Here is a 19,907-nt window from a genome sequence, read left to right on the forward strand (position 1 = left end):
CTATAGTTTTGGCAAGTTATCTTATCTCTTTTATATACCATTTTCAATAGAAAAATCCTTGTTTTCTCACAAGGATTCCTCTAGGCTACTATTTCAGAAAAATAATCGTTTGTCAACGAGAAATGGATATGTATTCCAAGATTACACATTCCAAACCTTTATTATGATCCAAATGATCAAGATCCAAAATGGGATTACAAATAACAACCCCCAAAAACAGCCTTTAAAAAATCTCATGATGAACACCTCGTTCATCGGCCCTACTTATCTATAATGAGGGCTGAATCAATCTTTCTACCTTTAAATCTATACTATTTTGTCATCGCATGTTCTACTTTAATACAACGATCCATTATTACAGTATAGTCTTTTTCTTTTAAAAATTTGTATGTATCCTCATCTTGTACTCCTAATTGTGCCCAAAAAACATCTGCATCAATCTCTACAAATTCTTTTGCAACATCCATTAAAAACTCTGAGCGACGAAATACATTTACAATGTCAACGTGTTCCTTAATATCCTTTAGTGAAGAAACTGCCTTTTCTCCAAGCACCTCATCTACTGTTGGATTAACTGGAATAATGCGGTATCCAGCATCTTGCATTGCTTTTGAAACCATATACGATGTACGTTCTGGCTTATCTGATAATCCAACAACCGCAATTGTTTTGCTTTTCTTTAACACTTCACCAATTTCCGTACGAGTTGGGTTTTCAATTGTCATAATTAATCCCTCCTATTCCTTTAGTATAGCCGATAAAGAAAGTCTCTTTCAATATGAAAGAGACTTTCTTTTATCCACTATTTGCGGATAACCTTACTAATTAAGGTTTAAACTTATTGATTCTTAGTAGTTGAATTATCTGCTAATGTAGCTGTTTTCGTCATTTTTTGGCCGTTGCGATAGAATGTAACTTCTACTTTCTCGCCTACTTTTTTCTTTTCATATAAATATTTGCGGAATTGAAGTGAATTTTCTACTTTTTGGCCATCTAATGCTACTACAATATCATATTGCTCTAAACCAGCTTTTTCAGCCGGTGATATTGGGTAAATTTTACCTAATACAACGCCATTTGTTACCTCTTTCGGTACTTTCAATTGATTTACTGCATAAGCTTGCACATCTTCTAATGAAACAACACCTACGCCAAGTGCTGGACGTTTCACTACACCATCTTTTTCAAGTGATTCAATGACTGGTTTCGCAATATTAATTGGGATTGCAAAACCAATTCCCTCTACTGATTGCTGAGCTATTTTACTTGAATTGATACCAATTACCTCACCGTTTTGGTTAAATAATGCACCACCACTGTTACCTGGGTTAATCGCTGCATCTGTTTGAATAACTTGTGCTTGCCAATCTGGTCGTTTATCCCCATCAATATCAACTGGAATTTCACGTTCTTTACTACTAATAATACCTTCCGTTACACTTCCATCAAATCCTAACGGGTTACCGATGGCAATTGCTTTCTCACCAGCACGGATTTTACTTGAGTCGCCTAAACTTGCAACTTTATTCACATTAGCCCCATCAATTTCTACAACAGCTAAGTCTAACCAAGGGTCCTTCCCCACTAATTTCGCATCAACTTGCTTTTCATTGCTTAGTTTAACAGCAAGTTTATTCGCACCATCTACTACATGGTTGTTTGTTACAATATATGCTTTATTTCCTGCTTTTTTATAAATAACACCTGATCCTGTACCAGCTGTTTGCTCTTGACCTGTCGGTTGCATTGCAAATGGATCAACACTTTGTTGCATATTAATAACACCTACAACAACATCTTTCGCCCCTTCAATCATACCAGGTAAATCAGTTTCATTTTTCGCTTTATTTACAACAGGAACTACAGTACCTTCTACTTTTGAATCCGAACTAAATGATGATACTGGCGCTCCATTATTTTGAGCCCATGGCATATATGGTGCTGCAAAACTAATCGAAACCGCTCCGACTACAGCCCCCACTAAACCTGTGAAGAAATAGCCTTTTTTACTACCTGATTTTCTCACTTCTCTCGTTTCACTATGCTCTTCATTTAAATTTGGTCCGTCGTAATATCCCATGTTTTATTTCCCCTCTCTGGTGAATTCGTATTTTCAGTATAGTCACGTTTTGTGTCCTTCTTGTGAACTCATCGTGAAATCTAATTAAAAAAATACTCCTATCTAACATTGTAGACAAAAAAAGTATTTTTTGTACATTCTACCTTCAAAAGAGAGTATAAAATCGCCATTTCCCTAGGCTAAATTACACAAATCGTTCTAGATTATTCTTCAAATTTATAACCAACTCGAATAACAGTACCGATATGCTTCGCTTTATCTCCTAGCTTATTTCGAAGTTTTTTAATATGGGTATCAACCGTTCTGTCATCACCGTAATAGTCATATCCCCATAACTGATCTAATAAATGTTGACGTGATAACACGATTCCTTTGTTCTCCATTAAATACACAAGAAGTTCAAATTCTTTATGTGTCAATATAATTTCTTCTCCATCTACTAAAACAGTTCTAGATAGACGATTTACTTCTATTCCAGCTAAAGACATAGCATTTTCTTCCGCTACTCCTACCGCACCATCCGCACGTTTCAATAACGTCTTTGCGCGAGCTACTAATACTTTCGGGCTAAATGGTTTCGTTACATACTCGTCTGCACCTAATTCGAAACCTAGCAATGTATCATCCTCATCCGAACGTGCTGTCAACATAATAATTGGTACTGCTGATTCTTTTCTAATTCTTCTACAAACAGACCATCCATCTATTTCCGGTAACATAATATCTAACATAATTAAATCAATTTCATGCTCTGCAAATAACTCTAACGCTTTTTTTCCATCTTCTGCTTCGATTACTTCAAAGCCTTCATTACGAAAATAATCACTAACAATTTCACGTAATCTTCTTTCATCTTCAACAAGCAATACTGTTTTATTCATATAATCTATCCCGCCTTTTTACTCTTTCAATCGAATAATACGTTGATTGGAGCTTCCGCGAAATGGAAGTGTTAAATCTTTTTTCTCAATTTCAAACCTTCCATCGACTAAAACATCCCCATAATGTAACAACTCTATCATATCATTATTTTGAGAACTCTGTATCTCTTCTAACGTATAACCTGTATACATCCATAGGTTTTTTTTCAAATCTTTCACGATTTTTGCTACCTTTTTCACTTCAGCAGCTTGAAAAAATGGATCTCCACCTGAAAATGTTACATCAGTTAATGGATTACTTGCAATCTCTTTCACAATTTCTTCTACTGTCATTTCCGTTCCATTGCAAATATTCCACGATTTCGGATTATGGCAACCAACGCAACGATGCGGACAGCCCGCAAAAAACACGACTGTCCGCAATCCTTCTCCATCTACTACACTATCATGAATAATATTCATCACTTTCATTTATGTTTCACCCGATCTATCTCTTCACTACGTTTCGCACTATTCCACTTCGACATATCTCCTACAAGATAGCCTGTTATACGGCGAATTCTTTCTATATTAGCCTCATCTTTATTCCCGCAACTTGGACATTCATTCCCAATAACCCCGTGATAACTACAGCACTTACAACGGTCAACAGGATGATTAATTGAACCGTATCCAACGCCATGTTCTGCCATGGCTTGTACAATTTGTTTTAATGCCTTTTTGTTATGCATTGCTGCTCCATCTAGTTCAATATAAGTAATGTGTCCTCCATTACAGAGAGCGTGGAACGGGCCTTCTAAACGGATTTTATTTATCGCTTGAATGTTATAATAAACTGGAATATGGAATGAATTCGTATAGTAATTATGGTTCGTTATACCGTTAATTTCACCAAATTCTTCTCTATCTTTTTTCACAAACTTCCCTGATAATCCTTCTGCTGGAGTTGCAATTACTGAGAAATTCAGTTGATGTTCTTCTGTCGCTTTATCCATTCTATCTCTCATAAAGGAAATAATTTCATACCCAAGTTTCCATGATTCTCCATCTTCCCCATGATGCTTTCCTGTTAAAGCTACTAAACATTCCGCAAGACCGATAAAACCAATACTTAACGTCCCTTGTTTTAAAATCGAGGCTGCGGAGTCTTCAGGCTGCAACGTTTCTCCACCACGCCATACACCTTGTGAATATAAAAACTGAAAATCTCTTGCTCGCTTCGTACATTGATACGCATATCTTTCTAATAGCTGCTTAATTCCTAAATCTAAATAATAGTTTAGCGCTTCAAAAAACGCTTCTTTTGAACCACTAATTAACGCTAATTTCACTAAATTAATAGACGTAAATGATAAATTCCCTCTACCAATCGCTGTTTCTTCTCCATGTATATTAGACATAACACGGGTACGACATCCCATGTAACATACTTCACTTTCTGGTCTTCCATCATAATGTACTGCATTAAACGGAGCATCTAAAAATGAAAAGTTAGGGAACAATCGTTCAGCCGTTGTCTCTAATGCTAATTCAAATAAATCGTAGTTCGGATCACTTTCTTCAAAATTCACACCTTTTTTCATCTTGAAAATTTGAATCGGAAAAATCGGTGTCTCTCCTTTACCAAGTCCAGCTTGTGTCGCTTTTAAAAGTTGTTTAATTAACATTCTTCCTTCTTTTGATGTATCTGTTCCGTAATTAATAGAAATAAACGGTACTTGTCCTCCGCCCCTACTATGCATACTATTCGAATTATGAACGAAAGCCTCACACGCTTGATACGTATCATTTTCCGTTTCTTTCCATGCGAATTCTTCTATTTGTTCTTTCGTAAGCGGATATGATTGTAATCGTTTTTTATGTCTCTCAATTGTTTTTCGTACATAAGGTGCTAAATCAATATCAAAGAGTGCAAACGATTGACCACCATGCTGCATATTTTGATTCGCTTGAAAAATAATAGACGAAAGAGCCAATGCACTTTTAATGTCTTGCGGTTGTCTCATATGTCCATGTCCAGTATGAAAACCGTTAGCAAGCATTTGCGCTAACGGAATTTGTGAACAAGTCGTCGTTCCTGTTGCATAAAAATCTAAATCATGTGGATATAATATATTTTCATTTATCGCTTTTTTCACTTGATCTGACAATAAATTCTCAACAGCATAATATTTTGCACTCTCAGATGCGAACGTTCCCATTACGCCCATTGGAGAGCGGCCGTCTACATTTGCATTTTCTTGCATCAAATCTTGTTCATTGCCGTGGACTATTGTCTCAAACACTTTCATTAATTCTTCTTCTCCACGTGTATTATTTTGTAACATTTATAACCCTCCACCAATATGTTGTTATCTTTTGATTAAAATGTTACTACATATAGTCTTACTGTTTCTGTGAGAAATGTAACATTACTGTGAAATTTTTTTCACGAAATAATGAATTTTTCATTTACAAAAAAGAAATGTGCTCTTTACAAATGTATGGTACAATATACGGGAAAAACTCTTTTTACCCTTTATCAACACATTTGAATAAAGGAGACTGAACTTATGGTTACTACATATCTTTTATTTATCGTTGCCTACTTACTTGGCTCGATTCCATTTGCACTAGTTGTTGGAAAAATCGGCTACGGAATCGATATTCGTGAGCACGGGAGCGGTAATCTAGGCGGAACAAACACATTCCGCACATTAGGGAAAAAAGCAGGTTTTACCGTTACAATTGCTGACATTTTAAAAGGGACATTAGCAACAAGTCTACCAATGATTTTCGGATTAGATATTCATCCACTATGGTTCGGGTTAGCGGCTGTTCTTGGACATGTCTATCCAATCTTCGCAAAATTCCGCGGTGGTAAAGCAGTTGCAACTTCTGCTGGGGTGCTATTATGCTATTCACCAGTTGTTTTTGCAATATTGGCTGTTGTATTTTTCACCCTTTTATTTACAACAAGATACGTATCACTTTCTTCTATGGTAACAGCAGTTGTTGCTGTTATTGCATCCATTGTTAGCGGGGATAAAATCTTCATTATTGCGATGTGTTTATTAGCAGGTATGGTTATTTATAAACACCGTGCAAATATCGGACGAATTATAAATAAAACTGAACCAAAAGCAAACTTTTCAAAAAAGCAAAAATAAGATCGTAACCCACATAACGCAAAAAGAAAACGTGAAGCATATTAATAGCGTCTTTTTGCGTTATTTTTTATACTAAAGAAAAAGCAACATAATTTGGAGGAACTATACATGAATCTTTCCGTAACAAAAGAAGCAGCACAATGGTATAAAAATGAATTAAACTTACAATCAAATGAAACACTACGCTTTTTCGTACAATACGGTGGTTGCAGTACTGTGCAAAAAGGACTTTCTTTAGGGATTCGTAAAGATGATCCTGCACATCCTGCTGTTCAAGTTCAAGAAGAAGGTATTAACTTCTTTATTGAAGGCGATGATGAATGGTTCTTCGATGGACATAATTTATCTGTTACACTTAACGAAGGTGACGACTTCCCACAATTTAATTATGAAAAATAAAAAAACGTGGCTTCTGCCACGCTTTTTTATTTTTTCTTAATTTCCTCATATTTCGCATACCACTCAGGATATAACTTTTTAAATGATACAGGGCGGAACCCTTCTTTTTTCGCACAAATATTCGTCGTACTTGCAGTAATACAAAGTTCACCATCACCATTATATATTTCATATCCATATACAACGCGAAGTGGGCTCACAGTATCTACCCATGTTTTTACGATTGCTTTTTCTCCGTAACGCATCGCTTTACGGTATGAAATTTGTAAATCTAACACAGGAGAAATAATTCCTTCTTTCTCCATTTCAACATATGAAAAACCTAAATCTTGTATAAGTTTCGTGCGACCTAACTCAAGCCACACTAAGTAGTTTGAATGGTAAACAACACCCATTTGATCTGTTTCCGCATAACGGATTTCAACTTCATGTTCTGCTACAAACATATGTATATTCGCCGTTGCCATAAACTTATAAAAATCTATAATTTTTGTTTATTTCCCTGTTCTACGTGTCCGATTTCACAGAAGCTACTTTCGTTTGATGTAACACTCCGAGGGCGTAAATTCGGATACAACGAATCCTACATATTAGCCGTAACTTTTTTAGATGTTAACTGGCTAATTCATACCGTGACAAATTGATAGCCGCATTTAAATCCCTATCCATTTCGTGACCACAAGTGCATTTGTATACACGGTCAGAAAGTTTTAGTTCTTTGTTAATGCTTCCACAACTGGAACACATTTTTGAAGAAGGATACCATGTATCAGCTTCTACAAATTCAATACCATATTTTTCACACTTGTATTGAATTTGTCTTTTGAACTCATATAAACACTGCTTCGCAATCGCTTTAGCTAGGTATCTTTTCTTCATCAGACCTTTCATATGCAACGTCTCCATCACAATGCGAAATGGCTTGGTTTTCACAATTTCGCTCGTGGATTGATGAAGATGATTCTTTCTGATATTTGATAACCTTCTATGTAGTTGTCGTATCTCTTTCTCGATTTTTATAATGTTGCTTGTTTTGACAAAACGGTTTCCCTCCTTATTCATTTCATATTTACGAGAAACTTGACGTTGCAACCTACGAAGGTGTTTCTCTACCTGTCTTACCATTTTTGTTTTGTTGATATTGTTCTTCCTCTGCCCATCAGAACAATATGCTAATTCTTTGATTCCAATATCTATTCCTAACGAAACAGCCGTTAATTTCTCTTTTGTAAACTCCTGTTCAATACCGACAGACAAATACCAATACTTACCGTCAAAGCTAACGCGTGGATTAGAGTACTTAACCCCTACAGGTAACTTTTCGGATGTTTTTACCCAACCAACTTTCTCAATCAAAACTTGTTTTTCTTTTACTTTTAACTTGACATTATCATTGTAAAAAGAGAGTTTTGCTTTCCTTCTGCTTTTGAATCGTGGTTTATCAGCCAGTCCCTTGAAAAATCGCTTATATGCTTCACAAGCATCTTTAATCGCTTGTTTGGCTATATTATTTGAAACATCGTACAACCAAGCATATTCTTCAGACTGCTTTAATACAGTTAATTCTTTCCGTAAAAAAACGTCTGATATGAACTTTCCGCCATTCTTGTAATTCTCTTCTTGCTTCGCCAGTGTCCAATTATAAGCCCATCTTGCCGTACCAACAGATTTCCAAAGTTGCAATTCTTGTTCTTTATTCGGCTTGATTCTCACTTTCTTCGCAAGCATCATTTTCCAGCAACCCCTTAACCATCTTCTTAGCTTATTTTCCCTTGAAGATGGCAACTAGTTTGTTCTATCCTACCTGCCTTTTTTTGCAAAATCACCAATTGAATATACTTTCATATTTTTCATCCCATGAAACTACTTTACTCCGGCGACAATTTTTCATCTACAAATATTTTATCACTAATTATATATTTTTGTAGATATACACTAACTGTTTCTTCCCTTCTTTCACTTCTGCTACCTTGCATACATTTAATCATAATACAGTGACATCAAAAATAAAATAAAAATAGTGAATCTTTTCCCGAAAGGAGCAAGCATATGACTCAAATTGTAACGGTTCGTAGCGGTGATAGCGTATATAGCTTGGCATCAAAATATGGATCAACACCTGACGAAATAGTAAAAGACAATGGACTAAATCCCGCTGAAACGCTCGTTGTTGGTCAGGCACTTATCGTTAATACGAAAGGAAATAATTATTATGTACAGCCTGGTGACAGCCTCTATCGGATTTCTCAAACATATAATGTCCCCCTCGCTAGTTTAGCTAAAGTTAATAATTTATCTTTAAAATCTATTCTCCATGTCGGACAACAATTATATGTACCAAAAGGCACAAAACGAGCTGTAGAATCCATCGCTTATTTACAACCTTCCACTATACCGATTAAAGAGAGTTTAGTTAATGCTACACGTGCCATCAATCCATTTTTAACATATTTAGCTTATTTTAGTTTTGAGGCAAAAAGAGATGGCACATTAAAAGAACCTACTGAAACAGCTAAAATTGCTAATATTGCAACGCAAGGGCAAACAATCCCTATGCTCGTTATTACAAATATTGAAAATGGTAATTTCAGTGCCGATCTAACATCGGTTATTTTACGCGACGCAACGATTCAAAACAAATTTATTACTAACATTTTGCAAACAGCTGAAAAATATGGCATGCGAGACATTCATTTCGATTTCGAGAGTGTAGCACCCGAAGACCGCGAGGCGTATAATCGCTTTTTACGAAATGTAAAAACACGCTTACCTAGCGGGTACACATTAAGCACAACTCTCGTACCGAAAACAAGTTCAAATCAAAAGGGAAAATTTTTCGAAGCCCATGATTATAAAGCGCAAGGGCAAATTGTTGATTTCGTCGTCATTATGACATATGACTGGGGTTGGCAGGGCGGGCCACCAATGGCAATCTCTCCTATCGGTCCTGTAAAAGAAGTACTTCAATACGCAAAATCTCAAATGCCTCCCCAAAAAATTATGATGGGGCAAAACTTATACGGATTCGATTGGAAACTTCCGTTCAAACAAGGGAATCCACCAGCAAAAGCAGTTAGCTCTGTCGCAGCTATTGCACTTGCTCGTAAATATAATGTTCCTATCCGCTATGATTTCACAGCTCAAGCTCCACATTTTAATTACTTTGACGAAAATGGCGTACAACATGAAGTTTGGTTTGAAGATGCGAGGTCTATTCAAAGTAAATTCAATTTAATGAAAGAGCAGGGCATTGGCGGTATTAGTTATTGGAAGATTGGCTTGCCATTTCCACAAAATTGGCGTTTACTTGTTGAAAACTTTACGATTACGAAAAAGGGCTGACAAAAGTCAGCCCTTTTTGTACATTTTGTTAAGATTCATCTTTGATTTCACTTTTTAATGAGTCAATACTTTCTAAACGTCTTTGATTTTTTGCTTCAATAGCAGCACGATCTTTTTCATTAGAAAGTTCCGCTCTTTCTTTTGCTTCATTAAAGTTATCAACTGTATTTTGCACCATTTCTTGTAACTTTTCAGCGTTGTCACTTCGATTATCTGGATTTGGCATGTACTTCCCTCCTAATATTGTATATACACACCATCTTAAATTACCTATCTTTCCTCAAATTTATACATAAAAAAGGAGAATGTAATATTCTCCTTTTCTTTAACCATTATCAACAATCGGTTGTTTACCTGTTTGATCTTGCATTTGCTTTCCTTTATTTCCACCAGCTTTTTTTGATTGTGTTCCAATATGATTCGGTGCAAAATCTTTTGAATTTTTTTTCGGATTACCCATTACTATCGCCTCCTTAATACTAGTATCGTACTAGTGTTAAGAATTATTCAGCTTGCTTAAAAAGTTTCATTTCATAACGTTTTTCAATGCGCTCTTCAATGCGATCAATTGCCTCACGATCGCTTAATAATTGTTGTTTATTTTCATTTACAAGTTCTTCAAACGATTTACGGCGACTTCTTCTCATGTTGTTCACCCTCTCTCCTTCGCTTTCTTATTACATAGTATGAGCAAACAAAAAACTCTTTAATCAGATTTGCAAGAAAACTTTATGTTTTAGTACTCCTAAAAAAACTCCGTGTACAATATATTGCACACGGATTTTTTTATACCATAATATTTAAATACTCTTTCAACTTTTCATCTGCATTCATTTCATTTTCTTTATAATCATGAAGCGCCTGTAATACAAAATCATACTGCTCTAAAATATAACTTTCTAATTTCATAACATCCTCTAAGCTATTAAGCATAATTCTCGTATTACCAGCTTCACTTTTTAACGCCGGTTCACATTTTAAACTTGTACATATTTCTTTCACATCTTCTTCTAATATCTCTGTTAATACATATTTCTTTCGCCCTTTTACCTTTAATCTCATAACTGGATAAAAAGCTTTTATATCTAAATAACTTCCTACGTTCATACAACGTAGCCATTCTACATTATGTTTATTACATGCAAGTATTTCTTTCACCGCTTCATATACCGCAGTTTCATCAAGCATAGCCTTATTTACTTTTCGTTTCCCTTCTTCTTCAATAGCTGCACACTTTTGATAAACAGCAGCACACGTAATGCAATCGTCAAATGCATTATGAGAGCTTAAACGAATTCCAAGCATTCGTTTTAACGTTTCAAGTTTATGATTAGGCGCATGCTTCATGTATTTCTTTGCTAAAAATACAGTATCAATTACTTTATTTTTAGGTTCAGGCAACCCAAGCATATTTACATTACTTTTCAAAAAGCGCATATCAAAAGAAGCATTATGGGCCACAATAACATTTGTATGTAAAAATGCTAAAAATAAAGGTAACACTTCTTCAATCGTCGGTGCATCTGAAACGCGATAATTAGTAATACCTGTTAAACTCGTTATTCGGTCCGGAATTGGCCGCTCTGGATTCACGTATGAAACAAATTGATCTACTAATTCATGATTACGATATTTCACTGCTGCAACTTGAATAATTTTATCATTATAAGGGTTAAATCCTGTTGTTTCAAAATCAATTACAACATAATCTAACGGTAAGGATACATTCCCCACTCCATACACTCCTTTATCTCTAAACGGTTATATTTCTTACATCATATCATGAAGTGATTACTACTTGAAAAAGAAAAGGCAGAAATGGGAACTCTCCATCTCTACCTTTTCACCATTATTTTAATTTAGCAACTCTTTTCTCCATCTCTTTTTGTGTCATCGGCCCAATAAACTTATCTTGAATGACACCTTTTGTATCTATAAAATACGAAGTTGGAATCGTAATTACTTTATAAGCTGTTGTCACATCAATGTTCTTGTCCAATAAAATAGGAAAAGTAATTCCTTTTTCTTTAGCAAAATTGCTTACCTTCTCTTCCCCCCCACCTTTTTCTGAAGGCGTATAATTGACCGCTAAAATTTCTACGTTCTCTTTATGTTCTTTATAGAAAGCCTCCATATCAGGCATTTCTTGCTGACATGGTCCACACCACGTAGCCCAAAAGTTTAAAATTACTTTCTTTCCTTTTAAATCCGATAACTTTACATTTGTCCCATCTAACTTCGTTAATGTAAAGTCCGGTGCACTCTTCCCTATCTCAATACCATTCCTTGCGATAATCTCTTTCATCGCAGCTTCACTTTTTTCTTGCTTCACTTTTACCGCCTGCTCTTTATGACCAAACTGTTCATAAGCTGCATATCCCGCTAAACAAAGTAACACTACAATAATCGTAAGCTTCCGCCACATTTTATATCACCCTAACGTATTATCTTCTTTTAACACATTCATCAAAATACTATATACCTTATTTTAGCTTATACGGACAAGCTTGGAAATATTCACATTCTAAATAATCAGAATTTTTATAAATAATATGAAATATTTACCTTTTAATCATATAATTAGAAATACATAGAACATTTTACAATGAAAGGAGCTCTCATGAATTTATTTAAAAAAATACTTCTATATATTCTTAGTTTTATATTTTCCCCAATCGGAATTATCACATGGATTATCTCACTATTTAGTAAAGATCCTGAAAAAAACAAGTTGGACATATTTGTCTCTATATCGCATTAATCTCATTTATCCTTTTGGCAGGCCTCGGCATTATTACTTTTTTCACGATGACTACCATTACTACTATAGAATAGCTATAGAAAGGATGATTGTTTTGGGAGAACACCCTATCACCAAAGAGCTACGCTATATACGAATATGCTTAGTTATTTTAGTAATCGTTCTTTTATTTTTCAACAGTGAAAAAGTCGTTGAAATTTCTACAAATCATGATTCCATAGAAAATGTTCCCACCAGTAATATGACACAAATCGCTGAAAATACATTCGCTATTCAAGAATATAATCCATTACTAAGTAGCGAACATACAATTAAGATTTTCAAATATAATCCAGATACAAATCAACTTACTCTCGTCAAAGAAGTTAATTCTAGTGATTCGAATTCTTATACTTATCAACTTAATGAGACCGAATAAAGTGAAACTTTAATCAGCCCTCACCAATCGGGCTGCCCGGCAAATAGCGGAATAAAGATAAGAGCATTACATATCTCTTATCTTTTTGTTTGCAACTCTTTGTACAATGAGTTGCAATTTAATAATTCTCTAGGATTCCCACATTCCACAATAGTCCCATTCTTTATGACAACAACACAATCTGCTATCATCGCTCTCTCTACATCATGTGTTGCCACAATTCTCGTTACATCTCTCCCTATCCCTTCAATCATATTCCAAACCAGTTCTTGATTGCCCAGATCTAACCCAGCCGTCGGTTCATCTAAAATAATAAGAGTTGGATTTGATACAATCGCGCGCAATAATGCAAGACGTTTTCTTTCGCCTCCCGAAAACTCTTCACCGCTTTTATGTAGCACAGTTTGACTCCCTTCAGGTAACCCTCTAATAATCGGCGTTGCATTTATAAGTTCACTATTTTTTTCTAACTGATTTTCTAAACCCTCTTCCCCGAAATACATATTCTCTGTTACCGTCGTTCGGAAAAAACGTGGTTCTTGCCACACTGTAGTCATACGAGCTTCATTACCATAATAAGCAATGCTACCGTTAGATGGTTTATACAAGCCCGTTATTAACTTTAAAAGCGTTGTTTTTCCTGCACCGCTTTCTCCCACAATCATAACGAGTTCACCAGGACGAATTTGCAAATCAATATTATGAATTCTGCATTTCTCTTCGTCATTCTCCTGAAATGAAACATTTGTTATCCTGATCCCCATCGCTCTTTCTACATTGCTATCTGCTGCTCGTTTATTTAAAAAGCAAAAAGCTCTATTTGCCGAAGCGACTGCAACTTGTGTCATTATTAATAAATCGCCCACATAACGGACAGGGAAAAAGAGCATCTCAATTGTCGCTAACACTGCAATGAGTGAACCAACTTCTATTTCTCCCCTCATTATTTTTTGTGCACCTATAATGAGAACAACAATATATGCTCCTGTTTCAATCACCGTTCCAACTACTCCAATGCAATGTTGCATCATCGTCTTCTTTACTTCTGATTTATACGATTGTGCCGTTACTTCTTTAAATAAGCGAATTGCCCATTTTTCTTTTTGTAAACTCCGCAAATCTTGTATCCCCTTTACAAACTGTGACACCATCTCTACAACACTTGAGTGATTTTTTTGAGAAACGCTTGCAATATCTCTTACCTTTTCTCCCATCAGTATTGGAACAATTGTACTTAAAAATAAAAACGGAGTTACCCACAATATAAACTGTATATCTATATGTTGTAGTGCTATGAAAGCTCCAATAAATTGGGCAATAGCGTGTATATATTCTATTAATATAGAGCCATATAATCTGACCCAGTTCGGAATATCAGACACGACCAAAGTTTCTAACTCTCCTTGCTTAATCTTCTCACTCTCTTCAAACGGTAATGAGAAATAGTGACGCAATAATTCTATACGTTTCGTTTGTAATATACGTTGACTCGCTTTTGAACTTATATAATCAAATAAAAGATTGTTCGCCCACATTAAAAAGTGACTACCCGCAAACAAAGCTATATATACATACGCACCTTTTAGCTCCCTTTGAATAAGATTGTCTACAATTAATCCCATGAAAATTGGGCGGGATAAATTTAAAATGGCAGCAATTATCCCACTACATACAGCTGCTATTACTAATATTTTTTCTTTCTGTAACGGTAACAAAATTCTTTTATATTCTTTCATGACGTTTCCTCCATTTTTCGTAGTAAAAAGAAAGGGATGAAACCAAATGGTTTCATCCCTTTCCATAAAATAAGGAAGCTAACTATTGTTAGCTTCCTTATTGTTCATTTCAATTATTTAGTTCGACACTTTAGACTCTTCAATTTTCTCACGAAGAACCATTTGCAGAATACCACCGTGACGGTAGTAATCAATTTCAACTTCACTATCGAAACGAGCTACTACTTCAAATTGTTTTTCGTTGCCATCTGCATCAGTTGCAACTACTTTTACAAGATCGCGCGGTCTAACTGTTTTGTCGATTTGAATTTCAAATGACTCGTTACCAACAAGACCTAATGTTTCAGCACTTTCGCCATCTTTAAACTGAAGTGGTAGTACACCCATTAACACTAAGTTACTGCGGTGAATACGTTCGAAGCTTTCTGCGATTACTGCTTTAATACCTAATAAGTTAGTACCTTTCGCAGCCCAGTCACGAGAACTTCCCATACCGTAATCTTTACCAGCAACAACTAGAAGACCTGTGCCATCTTCTTTATATTTCATAGCAGCATCATAGATAGATGTTACTTCACCAGTTGGCCAATATGTTGTATATCCGCCTTCTGTTCCTGGTGCGATTTGGTTTTTAATACGGATGTTCGCGAATGTACCACGCATCATAACTTCATGGTTACCACGACGAGAACCGTAAGAGTTAAAGTCAACTGGTTGTACGCCGTTTTCTAATAAGTAGCGTCCAGCTGGTGTATGCTTACCGATTGAACCTGCTGGTGAAATGTGGTCTGTCGTTACAGAGTCACCAAATTTACCAACTACGCGTAGGCCTGATAATGTTTCAACTTCACCTGGCTCTTTAGATAAACCTTCAAAGAATGGTGGGTTTTGAATGTATGTTGAATCATTATCCCAAGTATATAAAGCTTCGTTTGAAGTTTGGATTTCATTCCAACGCTCATTGCTGTTAAATACTTGTGCATATTCTTTCTTGAACAGTTCAGATGTAACAACACTTTGAACTACATCTTCAATTTCTTTAGCTGATGGCCAAATATCGTTGAAGTAAACAGCATTGCCATTTGCATCTTTACCGATTTCATCATTTTTCAGGTCAATATCAACAGTACCTGCAAGTGCATATGCCACAACTAGTGGTGGTGATGCTAAGTAGTTTGCTTTTACAAGTGGGTGGATACGCCCTTCAAAGTTACGGTTACCAGATAAAACAGATGTTACTAATAAGTCGTTTGCTGCGATTGCTTCTTCTAATTCTGGCGCTAATGGACCAGAGTTACCGATACAAGTCGTACAACCGTAACCAACTGTTTGGAAACCTAATTGATCTAAATATGTTGTTAAACCAGACTTATCTAAGTACTCAGTAACAACTTTAGATCCTGGTGCTAATGATGTTTTTACATACTCAGGTACTACAAGTCCTTTTTCAATTGCTTTCTTCGCAACTAGACCTGCTCCAATTAATACGTATGGGTTTGATGTATTTGTACAGCTTGTAATTGCAGCGATTGCAATTGCACCTGTTTTCATCGTTACTTCTTTATCTTCTAATGTAACCTTCACTCCTTTATCGAACTCTTGCTCATTAAATCCAAGTCCTTGTGTTCCAACTGGTGCTAAAACAGCTTTGTGGAACGCATCTTTCATATCTGAAAGTGGAATTAAATCTTGTGGGCGTTTCGGTCCAGAAAGGTTAGATTCGATTGTATTTAAATCAATTTCTACAAGATCAGTGTAGATTGGATCTTTACTGTCTGCTGTATAGAATAAACCGTTCGCTTTACAGTATTCTTCAACAACGCGAATTTGTTCTTCATCTCTACCTGTTAAACGTAAGTATTCTAATGAAATATCATCGATTGGGAAGAATCCACAAGTTGCGCCGTATTCTGGTGCCATATTTGAAATTGTTGCACGGTCAGCTAAAGGCATGCTCTTTAGTCCATTACCGAAGAACTCAACGAATTTACCAACTACACCTTTTTGACGTAATACTTGCGTTACTTTTAAGGCAACGTCAGTTGCTGTAGTACCACTTGGAAGTGTACCCGTTAATTTCACACCGATTACTTCAGGTACTGGGAAGTATGAAGGCTGTCCAAGCATTCCTGCTTCTGCTTCAATACCACCAACACCCCATCCAAGAACGCCGATACCATTAATCATTGTTGTATGTGAGTCTGTTCCAACTAATGAATCTGGGTATGCAACTAAGTCACCTTCAGCATTTTTCACAGCATGAACAACTGGTGCTAAATATTCAAGGTTTACTTGGTGTACAATACCTGTAGCTGGTGGAACTGCACGATAGTTATCAAATGATTTTTGTGCCCAGCTTAAAAATTTATAACGTTCTTCATTACGTTTAAACTCTAAGTCCATGTTGAATGCAAGCGCGTCTGCCGTACCCGCTCTATCAACCTGTACAGAGTGATCAATTACAAGGTCTACAGTAATTTCTGGATTGATTTTATCAGGATCTCCACCCATGTCTGCCATTGCTTTACGAAGCGAAGCCAAATCAACAACAGCTGGTACACCAGTGAAATCTTGTAAAATTACACGAGATGGTTTAAATGGAACATCGATATCTTGCACATCTTTCGTTCCCCATTTCGCTAAATTTGTAACATGCTCTTCTGTAATTACACGTCCGTCTACTTGACGAAGTACTGATTCAAGTAAAACTTTCACGGAATATGGTAATTGAGATACGTTGCCAACCCCTGCATTTTCAAGCGCTTTCAAATCATAATAATGATACGTTTTTCCATCTACTTCAAAAGTTGCACGTGATTGAAATGGATTATGTTTGACCATTATGTTTCCCCCCTGTTAAACGTGACTAAGTTGTCTGAATATAAAATGTAGACAAACTTTTCAATACCTTACGATAATATCTTATTACAACTTTCTAAATAAGTAAATAATAAGAAACTTATAGATTATCATAAGTTTTCTTTATGTTTCTAAATTTGAATAGTGTTCATGCTCCTTATGAATACTATTACCATAAAGTAAAGTGCTCTATTAGCGCTTTACTTATAGTTCATACACACTATGAACTGCTCATCATTCAACATACAAAAAAATGTTATAGAGGTGAAATAAAATGGGTAAAAGAAAAGCAAATCATACTATTTCAGGAATGAATGCAGCATCCGCACAAGGACAAGGTACTGGTTATAACGAAGAGTTTGCAAATGAAAACTTAACTCCTGCAGAAAGACAAAATAATAAGAAACGCAAAAAGAACCAGTAACGAAAAATCCCAAAAGGAACATTCACCTTTTGGGATTTTTTCTAATGTTTATAACGTAACAATTCTGAAACCGTTACAAATCGATAGCCTTGTTTTTTTAGCTCAGGTAAAATCTTGGCTAGTGCTGCTACCGTTTGACTACGATCATTTCCTCCATCATGTAACAATACAATATCGCCACTTTTAGCATTTTTCACTACATGATTTACGATAGATTCCACCCCTGGATTTGCCCAATCACGTGGGTCTTGATGCCACGACCATAGAACGGTTTGATAACCTGCTTCTTTTGCTGTTTTAAATACAGCATCGTTAATATATCCACCAGGAGGACGGAATAGCAACGGTTCTTTCACCCATTTTTCGAAAAATTTCTTTCCATCCAAAATATCTTTTTTTAATTTTTCATCTGATGAACTATTTGCATATAAATGATTCATCGTATGATTTCCAATCTCATGTCCCTCTTTTAACACTTGTTTCACTAAATATGGATTGCGCTGAACTCGAAATCCAATCATAAAAAATGTCGCTTCAGCCTTATATTGACGTAATAAATGTAAAACTTGTGGTGTATATGTTGGATCTGGTCCATCATCAAATGTAATGGCAATAATTTTTTCATTATTAGGTACTTCCCACGTTACATAGCCAGTTGGTTCTAGCTCTTTTCTGAGCAACATTTTCGCTTCCACTTTTTCAACTTGAAATATATGTACTGCGCATAATAAAGAAAAAACGAATAGAAAAATTTTCTGTTTTCGCATAATGTTCATTAAAGTAAGAGGTTGTCAAATACACAACAACCTAATTTACTTTTCTAATTGATCTACATTTCGCATTATATTTTGGAGATTATTTTCATATTGCTCAAGTTGTGGACGTTGTGTTTCTGAAGCTACCTCTAGTGCATTTTGAATTTGTTCATATGCTTCCTGAACCTCTTGGCGTAATTCTTTTAAATCATGACCGTAGTTTGGATCATTTTTCACAATGTTGTTAAATGCATTTTCTGCTTGTGTAACGCCTTGCTGCGCTGCTTGAAACGCTTGTTGTTTATCTTTATGATATGGCATTATATAATCCCCTTTCTGTAATAGTTAGTCCCAATTATCTTTACCTTTTTTTCTAAAAACATTCTCGTATAAATTTGCAAACTTCTCTCATTCTAAAAAGGAAGAGGAGGTGTCACATACAATGGGAAAAAACAATCGTGAAGCGAAAGAAAAAAAAGGACAACCTGAACCATTAAGCGGATCTCATAAAGTAAAAAACCGTAACCATTCACGCCAAAAACATCATGCGCATCATGATATGTAAAACAAAAAGTGCACACTAGCTATCTTTTCCACATACAATGTTTATATTTTTCCATTTATTCTTCACCCCTAATTCATTCATGCATAACATAGTATGAATTGAGATTTTACGGAGGGTGTCTTACATGGGCAAGAAAAAGAAGGATTGTCTTTTTCATGTTGATGGTTTCGAAGAATGGATGGATCAGTTTTGTTCTGACTCTTGTAGTAACTTTAGTTTCCCAAATCAAATTCATATTGACCTTTGCGAAACTGAACAAGAATACATTTTGGAAACAGATGTACCAAATGCCAATGAACAAAATGTAGTCATTAAAAAGATGGAGACAGGCCTAACCATTTGCATACTTCATAAAAACATTTCTTTGCAGCGAACTATCCCTTTACCCGCTAATGTTATTTATAAGAAGATGCTAGCCTGCTTAGAGAATGGTTTTTTGGCCATTCATATTTCCAAAAATGAAGTTGCTGATAAACATGAAAAGAAAGTTCTTTTTTCAAATTAAGAGTTAATATAATACAAACATAAGCCCCAGTTG

General features: G+C 35.6%; 23 protein-coding genes and 1 pseudogene. 8 read left to right on the forward strand and 16 right to left on the reverse strand.

Annotation, left to right across the window (positions count from 1 at the left end; translation table 11 throughout):
- Nucleotides 1-311 precede the first annotated feature (311 nt).
- The 5 genes from ACS2CR_RS09730 to ACS2CR_RS09750 all read right to left on the reverse strand — a co-directional run bounded on the left by ACS2CR_RS09730 (nt 312) and on the right by ACS2CR_RS09750 (nt 5,288).
- Nucleotides 312-725 (reverse strand): CoA-binding protein, encoded by a 414-nt coding sequence (locus tag ACS2CR_RS09730; RefSeq protein WP_000151387.1) that lies wholly within the window; start codon nt 723-725, stop codon nt 312-314.
- A 113-nt stretch (nt 726-838) separates the two neighbouring features.
- The gene (locus ACS2CR_RS09735; RefSeq protein ID WP_000542647.1) at nt 839-2,080 is read right to left on the reverse strand and encodes a S1C family serine protease; all 1,242 of its coding nucleotides are present in this window, start codon (nt 2,078-2,080) and stop codon (nt 839-841) included.
- A 203-nt stretch (nt 2,081-2,283) separates the two neighbouring features.
- Entirely contained in the window at nt 2,284-2,961 is a 678-nt protein-coding gene (locus tag ACS2CR_RS09740) for a response regulator transcription factor (RefSeq protein ID WP_001044679.1), read from the reverse strand.
- An 18-nt stretch (nt 2,962-2,979) separates the two neighbouring features.
- Nucleotides 2,980-3,432, reverse strand: coding sequence for an anaerobic ribonucleoside-triphosphate reductase activating protein (gene nrdG / locus ACS2CR_RS09745; RefSeq protein WP_000867078.1), 453 nt, complete (start codon nt 3,430-3,432; stop codon nt 2,980-2,982).
- Nucleotides 3,429-5,288, reverse strand: coding sequence for an anaerobic ribonucleoside triphosphate reductase (locus tag ACS2CR_RS09750; protein ID WP_153602512.1), 1,860 nt, complete (start codon nt 5,286-5,288; stop codon nt 3,429-3,431). Before ACS2CR_RS09750 ends, nrdG begins: the two co-directional genes overlap by 4 nt.
- A 225-nt stretch (nt 5,289-5,513) precedes the next feature.
- Between ACS2CR_RS09750 and plsY the strand changes: the two genes are divergently transcribed.
- Nucleotides 5,514-6,110, forward strand: a complete 597-nt coding sequence (gene plsY / locus ACS2CR_RS09755; protein WP_000258974.1) for a glycerol-3-phosphate 1-O-acyltransferase PlsY — start codon at nt 5,514-5,516, stop codon at nt 6,108-6,110.
- A gap of 108 nt (nt 6,111-6,218) precedes the next feature.
- Complete coding sequence (locus tag ACS2CR_RS09760; protein WP_001054454.1) at nt 6,219-6,509, forward strand: HesB/YadR/YfhF family protein; 291 nt, start codon at nt 6,219-6,221, stop codon at nt 6,507-6,509.
- A 26-nt stretch (nt 6,510-6,535) separates the two neighbouring features.
- On the opposite strand, the gene ACS2CR_RS09765 is transcribed toward ACS2CR_RS09760, so the two are convergent.
- Nucleotides 6,536-6,955 carry an acyl-CoA thioesterase gene (locus ACS2CR_RS09765; RefSeq protein ID WP_000495812.1) on the reverse strand — a complete coding sequence of 140 codons (420 nt, stop codon included), beginning with the start codon at nt 6,953-6,955 and terminating at the stop codon, nt 6,536-6,538.
- Between the two features lie 166 nt (nt 6,956-7,121).
- Nucleotides 7,122-8,240, reverse strand: coding sequence for an RNA-guided endonuclease InsQ/TnpB family protein (locus ACS2CR_RS09770; protein ID WP_053512816.1), 1,119 nt, complete (start codon nt 8,238-8,240; stop codon nt 7,122-7,124).
- 318 nt (nt 8,241-8,558) lie between these two features.
- On the opposite strand from ACS2CR_RS09770, the gene ACS2CR_RS09775 reads away from it, so the two are divergent.
- Complete coding sequence (locus tag ACS2CR_RS09775; RefSeq protein ID WP_153602511.1) at nt 8,559-9,851, forward strand: glycosyl hydrolase family 18 protein; 1,293 nt, start codon at nt 8,559-8,561, stop codon at nt 9,849-9,851.
- 28 nt (nt 9,852-9,879) lie between these two features.
- Here ACS2CR_RS09775 and tlp read toward each other — a convergent pair whose 3' ends face one another.
- From tlp to ACS2CR_RS09800, 5 genes are all read right to left on the reverse strand, one after another.
- Nucleotides 9,880-10,077 (reverse strand): small acid-soluble spore protein Tlp, encoded by a 198-nt coding sequence (gene tlp / locus ACS2CR_RS09780; RefSeq protein WP_053512818.1) that lies wholly within the window; start codon nt 10,075-10,077, stop codon nt 9,880-9,882.
- A gap of 99 nt (nt 10,078-10,176) precedes the next feature.
- On the reverse strand, nt 10,177-10,311 hold the full coding sequence (gene sspN / locus ACS2CR_RS09785; RefSeq protein WP_000527987.1) for an acid-soluble spore protein SspN: 135 nt from the start codon (nt 10,309-10,311) through the stop codon (nt 10,177-10,179).
- Nucleotides 10,312-10,354: 43 nt separating this feature from the next.
- Nucleotides 10,355-10,498 (reverse strand): FbpB family small basic protein, encoded by a 144-nt coding sequence (locus ACS2CR_RS09790; protein ID WP_001254703.1) that lies wholly within the window; start codon nt 10,496-10,498, stop codon nt 10,355-10,357.
- A gap of 139 nt (nt 10,499-10,637) precedes the next feature.
- Nucleotides 10,638-11,585, reverse strand: a complete 948-nt coding sequence (locus ACS2CR_RS09795; protein WP_309567985.1) for a 3'-5' exonuclease — start codon at nt 11,583-11,585, stop codon at nt 10,638-10,640.
- A 115-nt stretch (nt 11,586-11,700) separates the two neighbouring features.
- Entirely contained in the window at nt 11,701-12,276 is a 576-nt protein-coding gene (locus tag ACS2CR_RS09800) for a redoxin domain-containing protein (RefSeq protein WP_000269054.1), read from the reverse strand.
- Between the two features lie 195 nt (nt 12,277-12,471).
- Here ACS2CR_RS09800 and ACS2CR_RS09805 point away from each other — a divergent pair.
- A pseudogene (locus tag ACS2CR_RS09805) lies at nt 12,472-12,686 on the forward strand (hypothetical protein).
- Nucleotides 12,687-12,697: 11 nt separating this feature from the next.
- Nucleotides 12,698-13,030: a YmzC family protein gene (locus tag ACS2CR_RS09810; protein WP_074595727.1), complete on the forward strand. Its 333-nt coding sequence runs from the start codon at nt 12,698-12,700 to the stop codon at nt 13,028-13,030.
- Nucleotides 13,031-13,107: 77 nt separating this feature from the next.
- On the opposite strand, the gene ACS2CR_RS09815 is transcribed toward ACS2CR_RS09810, so the two are convergent.
- Together ACS2CR_RS09815 and acnA are read right to left on the reverse strand one after the other, a co-directional pair.
- The gene (locus ACS2CR_RS09815) at nt 13,108-14,766 is read right to left on the reverse strand and encodes an ABC transporter ATP-binding protein (protein WP_016111152.1); all 1,659 of its coding nucleotides are present in this window, start codon (nt 14,764-14,766) and stop codon (nt 13,108-13,110) included.
- Nucleotides 14,767-14,883: 117 nt separating this feature from the next.
- Complete coding sequence (gene acnA / locus ACS2CR_RS09820) at nt 14,884-17,607, reverse strand: aconitate hydratase AcnA (protein WP_153602510.1); 2,724 nt, start codon at nt 17,605-17,607, stop codon at nt 14,884-14,886.
- Between the two features lie 292 nt (nt 17,608-17,899).
- Here acnA and sspO point away from each other — a divergent pair, with 292 nt between their 5' ends.
- The gene (gene sspO, locus ACS2CR_RS09825; protein WP_000518055.1) at nt 17,900-18,049 is read left to right on the forward strand and encodes an acid-soluble spore protein SspO; all 150 of its coding nucleotides are present in this window, start codon (nt 17,900-17,902) and stop codon (nt 18,047-18,049) included.
- Nucleotides 18,050-18,090: 41 nt separating this feature from the next.
- On the opposite strand, the gene pdaB is transcribed toward sspO, so the two are convergent.
- Together pdaB and ACS2CR_RS09835 are read right to left on the reverse strand one after the other, a co-directional pair.
- Entirely contained in the window at nt 18,091-18,816 is a 726-nt protein-coding gene (gene pdaB, locus ACS2CR_RS09830; RefSeq protein WP_003284976.1) for a polysaccharide deacetylase family sporulation protein PdaB, read from the reverse strand.
- Between the two features lie 45 nt (nt 18,817-18,861).
- The gene (locus ACS2CR_RS09835) at nt 18,862-19,125 is read right to left on the reverse strand and encodes a hypothetical protein (protein ID WP_001146295.1); all 264 of its coding nucleotides are present in this window, start codon (nt 19,123-19,125) and stop codon (nt 18,862-18,864) included.
- A gap of 121 nt (nt 19,126-19,246) precedes the next feature.
- On the opposite strand from ACS2CR_RS09835, the gene ACS2CR_RS09840 reads away from it, so the two are divergent.
- Complete coding sequence (locus ACS2CR_RS09840; RefSeq protein WP_000517649.1) at nt 19,247-19,369, forward strand: small acid-soluble spore protein P; 123 nt, start codon at nt 19,247-19,249, stop codon at nt 19,367-19,369.
- Nucleotides 19,370-19,493: 124 nt separating this feature from the next.
- Entirely contained in the window at nt 19,494-19,874 is a 381-nt protein-coding gene (locus ACS2CR_RS09845; RefSeq protein ID WP_000516731.1) for an Hsp20/alpha crystallin family protein, read from the forward strand.
- Nucleotides 19,875-19,907 lie beyond the last annotated feature (33 nt).

This window comes from Bacillus cereus group sp. BceL291 (assembly GCF_051776705.1).
GTDB lineage: Bacteria > Bacillota > Bacilli > Bacillales > Bacillaceae_G > Bacillus_A > Bacillus_A cereus.

Excerpts from the sequence above, each read along its gene's own strand:
- ACS2CR_RS09840 (WP_000517649.1), top strand. The coding sequence starts at position 19,247 with ATGGGAAAAAACAATCGTGAAGCGAAAGAAAAAAAAGGACAACCTGAA.
- nrdG (WP_000867078.1), bottom strand. The coding sequence starts at position 3,432 with ATGAAAGTGATGAATATTATTCATGATAGTGTAGTAGATGGAGAAGGA.
- ACS2CR_RS09750 (WP_153602512.1), bottom strand. The coding sequence starts at position 5,288 with ATGTTACAAAATAATACACGTGGAGAAGAAGAATTAATGAAAGTGTTT.
- sspO (WP_000518055.1), top strand. The coding sequence starts at position 17,900 with ATGGGTAAAAGAAAAGCAAATCATACTATTTCAGGAATGAATGCAGCA.
- ACS2CR_RS09760 (WP_001054454.1), top strand. The coding sequence starts at position 6,219 with ATGAATCTTTCCGTAACAAAAGAAGCAGCACAATGGTATAAAAATGAA.
- ACS2CR_RS09730 (WP_000151387.1), bottom strand. The coding sequence starts at position 725 with ATGACAATTGAAAACCCAACTCGTACGGAAATTGGTGAAGTGTTAAAG.
- sspN (WP_000527987.1), bottom strand. The coding sequence starts at position 10,311 with ATGGGTAATCCGAAAAAAAATTCAAAAGATTTTGCACCGAATCATATT.
- ACS2CR_RS09740 (WP_001044679.1), bottom strand. The coding sequence starts at position 2,961 with ATGAATAAAACAGTATTGCTTGTTGAAGATGAAAGAAGATTACGTGAA.
- ACS2CR_RS09800 (WP_000269054.1), bottom strand. The coding sequence starts at position 12,276 with ATGTGGCGGAAGCTTACGATTATTGTAGTGTTACTTTGTTTAGCGGGA.
- pdaB (WP_003284976.1), bottom strand. The coding sequence starts at position 18,816 with ATGCGAAAACAGAAAATTTTTCTATTCGTTTTTTCTTTATTATGCGCA.
- ACS2CR_RS09835 (WP_001146295.1), bottom strand. The coding sequence starts at position 19,125 with ATGCCATATCATAAAGATAAACAACAAGCGTTTCAAGCAGCGCAGCAA.
- ACS2CR_RS09815 (WP_016111152.1), bottom strand. The coding sequence starts at position 14,766 with ATGAAAGAATATAAAAGAATTTTGTTACCGTTACAGAAAGAAAAAATA.
- ACS2CR_RS09810 (WP_074595727.1), top strand. The coding sequence starts at position 12,698 with ATGATTGTTTTGGGAGAACACCCTATCACCAAAGAGCTACGCTATATA.
- ACS2CR_RS09775 (WP_153602511.1), top strand. The coding sequence starts at position 8,559 with ATGACTCAAATTGTAACGGTTCGTAGCGGTGATAGCGTATATAGCTTG.
- ACS2CR_RS09765 (WP_000495812.1), bottom strand. The coding sequence starts at position 6,955 with ATGTTTGTAGCAGAACATGAAGTTGAAATCCGTTATGCGGAAACAGAT.
- tlp (WP_053512818.1), bottom strand. The coding sequence starts at position 10,077 with ATGCCAAATCCAGATAATCGAAGTGACAACGCTGAAAAGTTACAAGAA.
- ACS2CR_RS09735 (WP_000542647.1), bottom strand. The coding sequence starts at position 2,080 with ATGGGATATTACGACGGACCAAATTTAAATGAAGAGCATAGTGAAACG.
- acnA (WP_153602510.1), bottom strand. The coding sequence starts at position 17,607 with ATGGTCAAACATAATCCATTTCAATCACGTGCAACTTTTGAAGTAGAT.
- ACS2CR_RS09790 (WP_001254703.1), bottom strand. The coding sequence starts at position 10,498 with ATGAGAAGAAGTCGCCGTAAATCGTTTGAAGAACTTGTAAATGAAAAT.
- ACS2CR_RS09770 (WP_053512816.1), bottom strand. The coding sequence starts at position 8,240 with ATGATGCTTGCGAAGAAAGTGAGAATCAAGCCGAATAAAGAACAAGAA.
- ACS2CR_RS09845 (WP_000516731.1), top strand. The coding sequence starts at position 19,494 with ATGGGCAAGAAAAAGAAGGATTGTCTTTTTCATGTTGATGGTTTCGAA.
- plsY (WP_000258974.1), top strand. The coding sequence starts at position 5,514 with ATGGTTACTACATATCTTTTATTTATCGTTGCCTACTTACTTGGCTCG.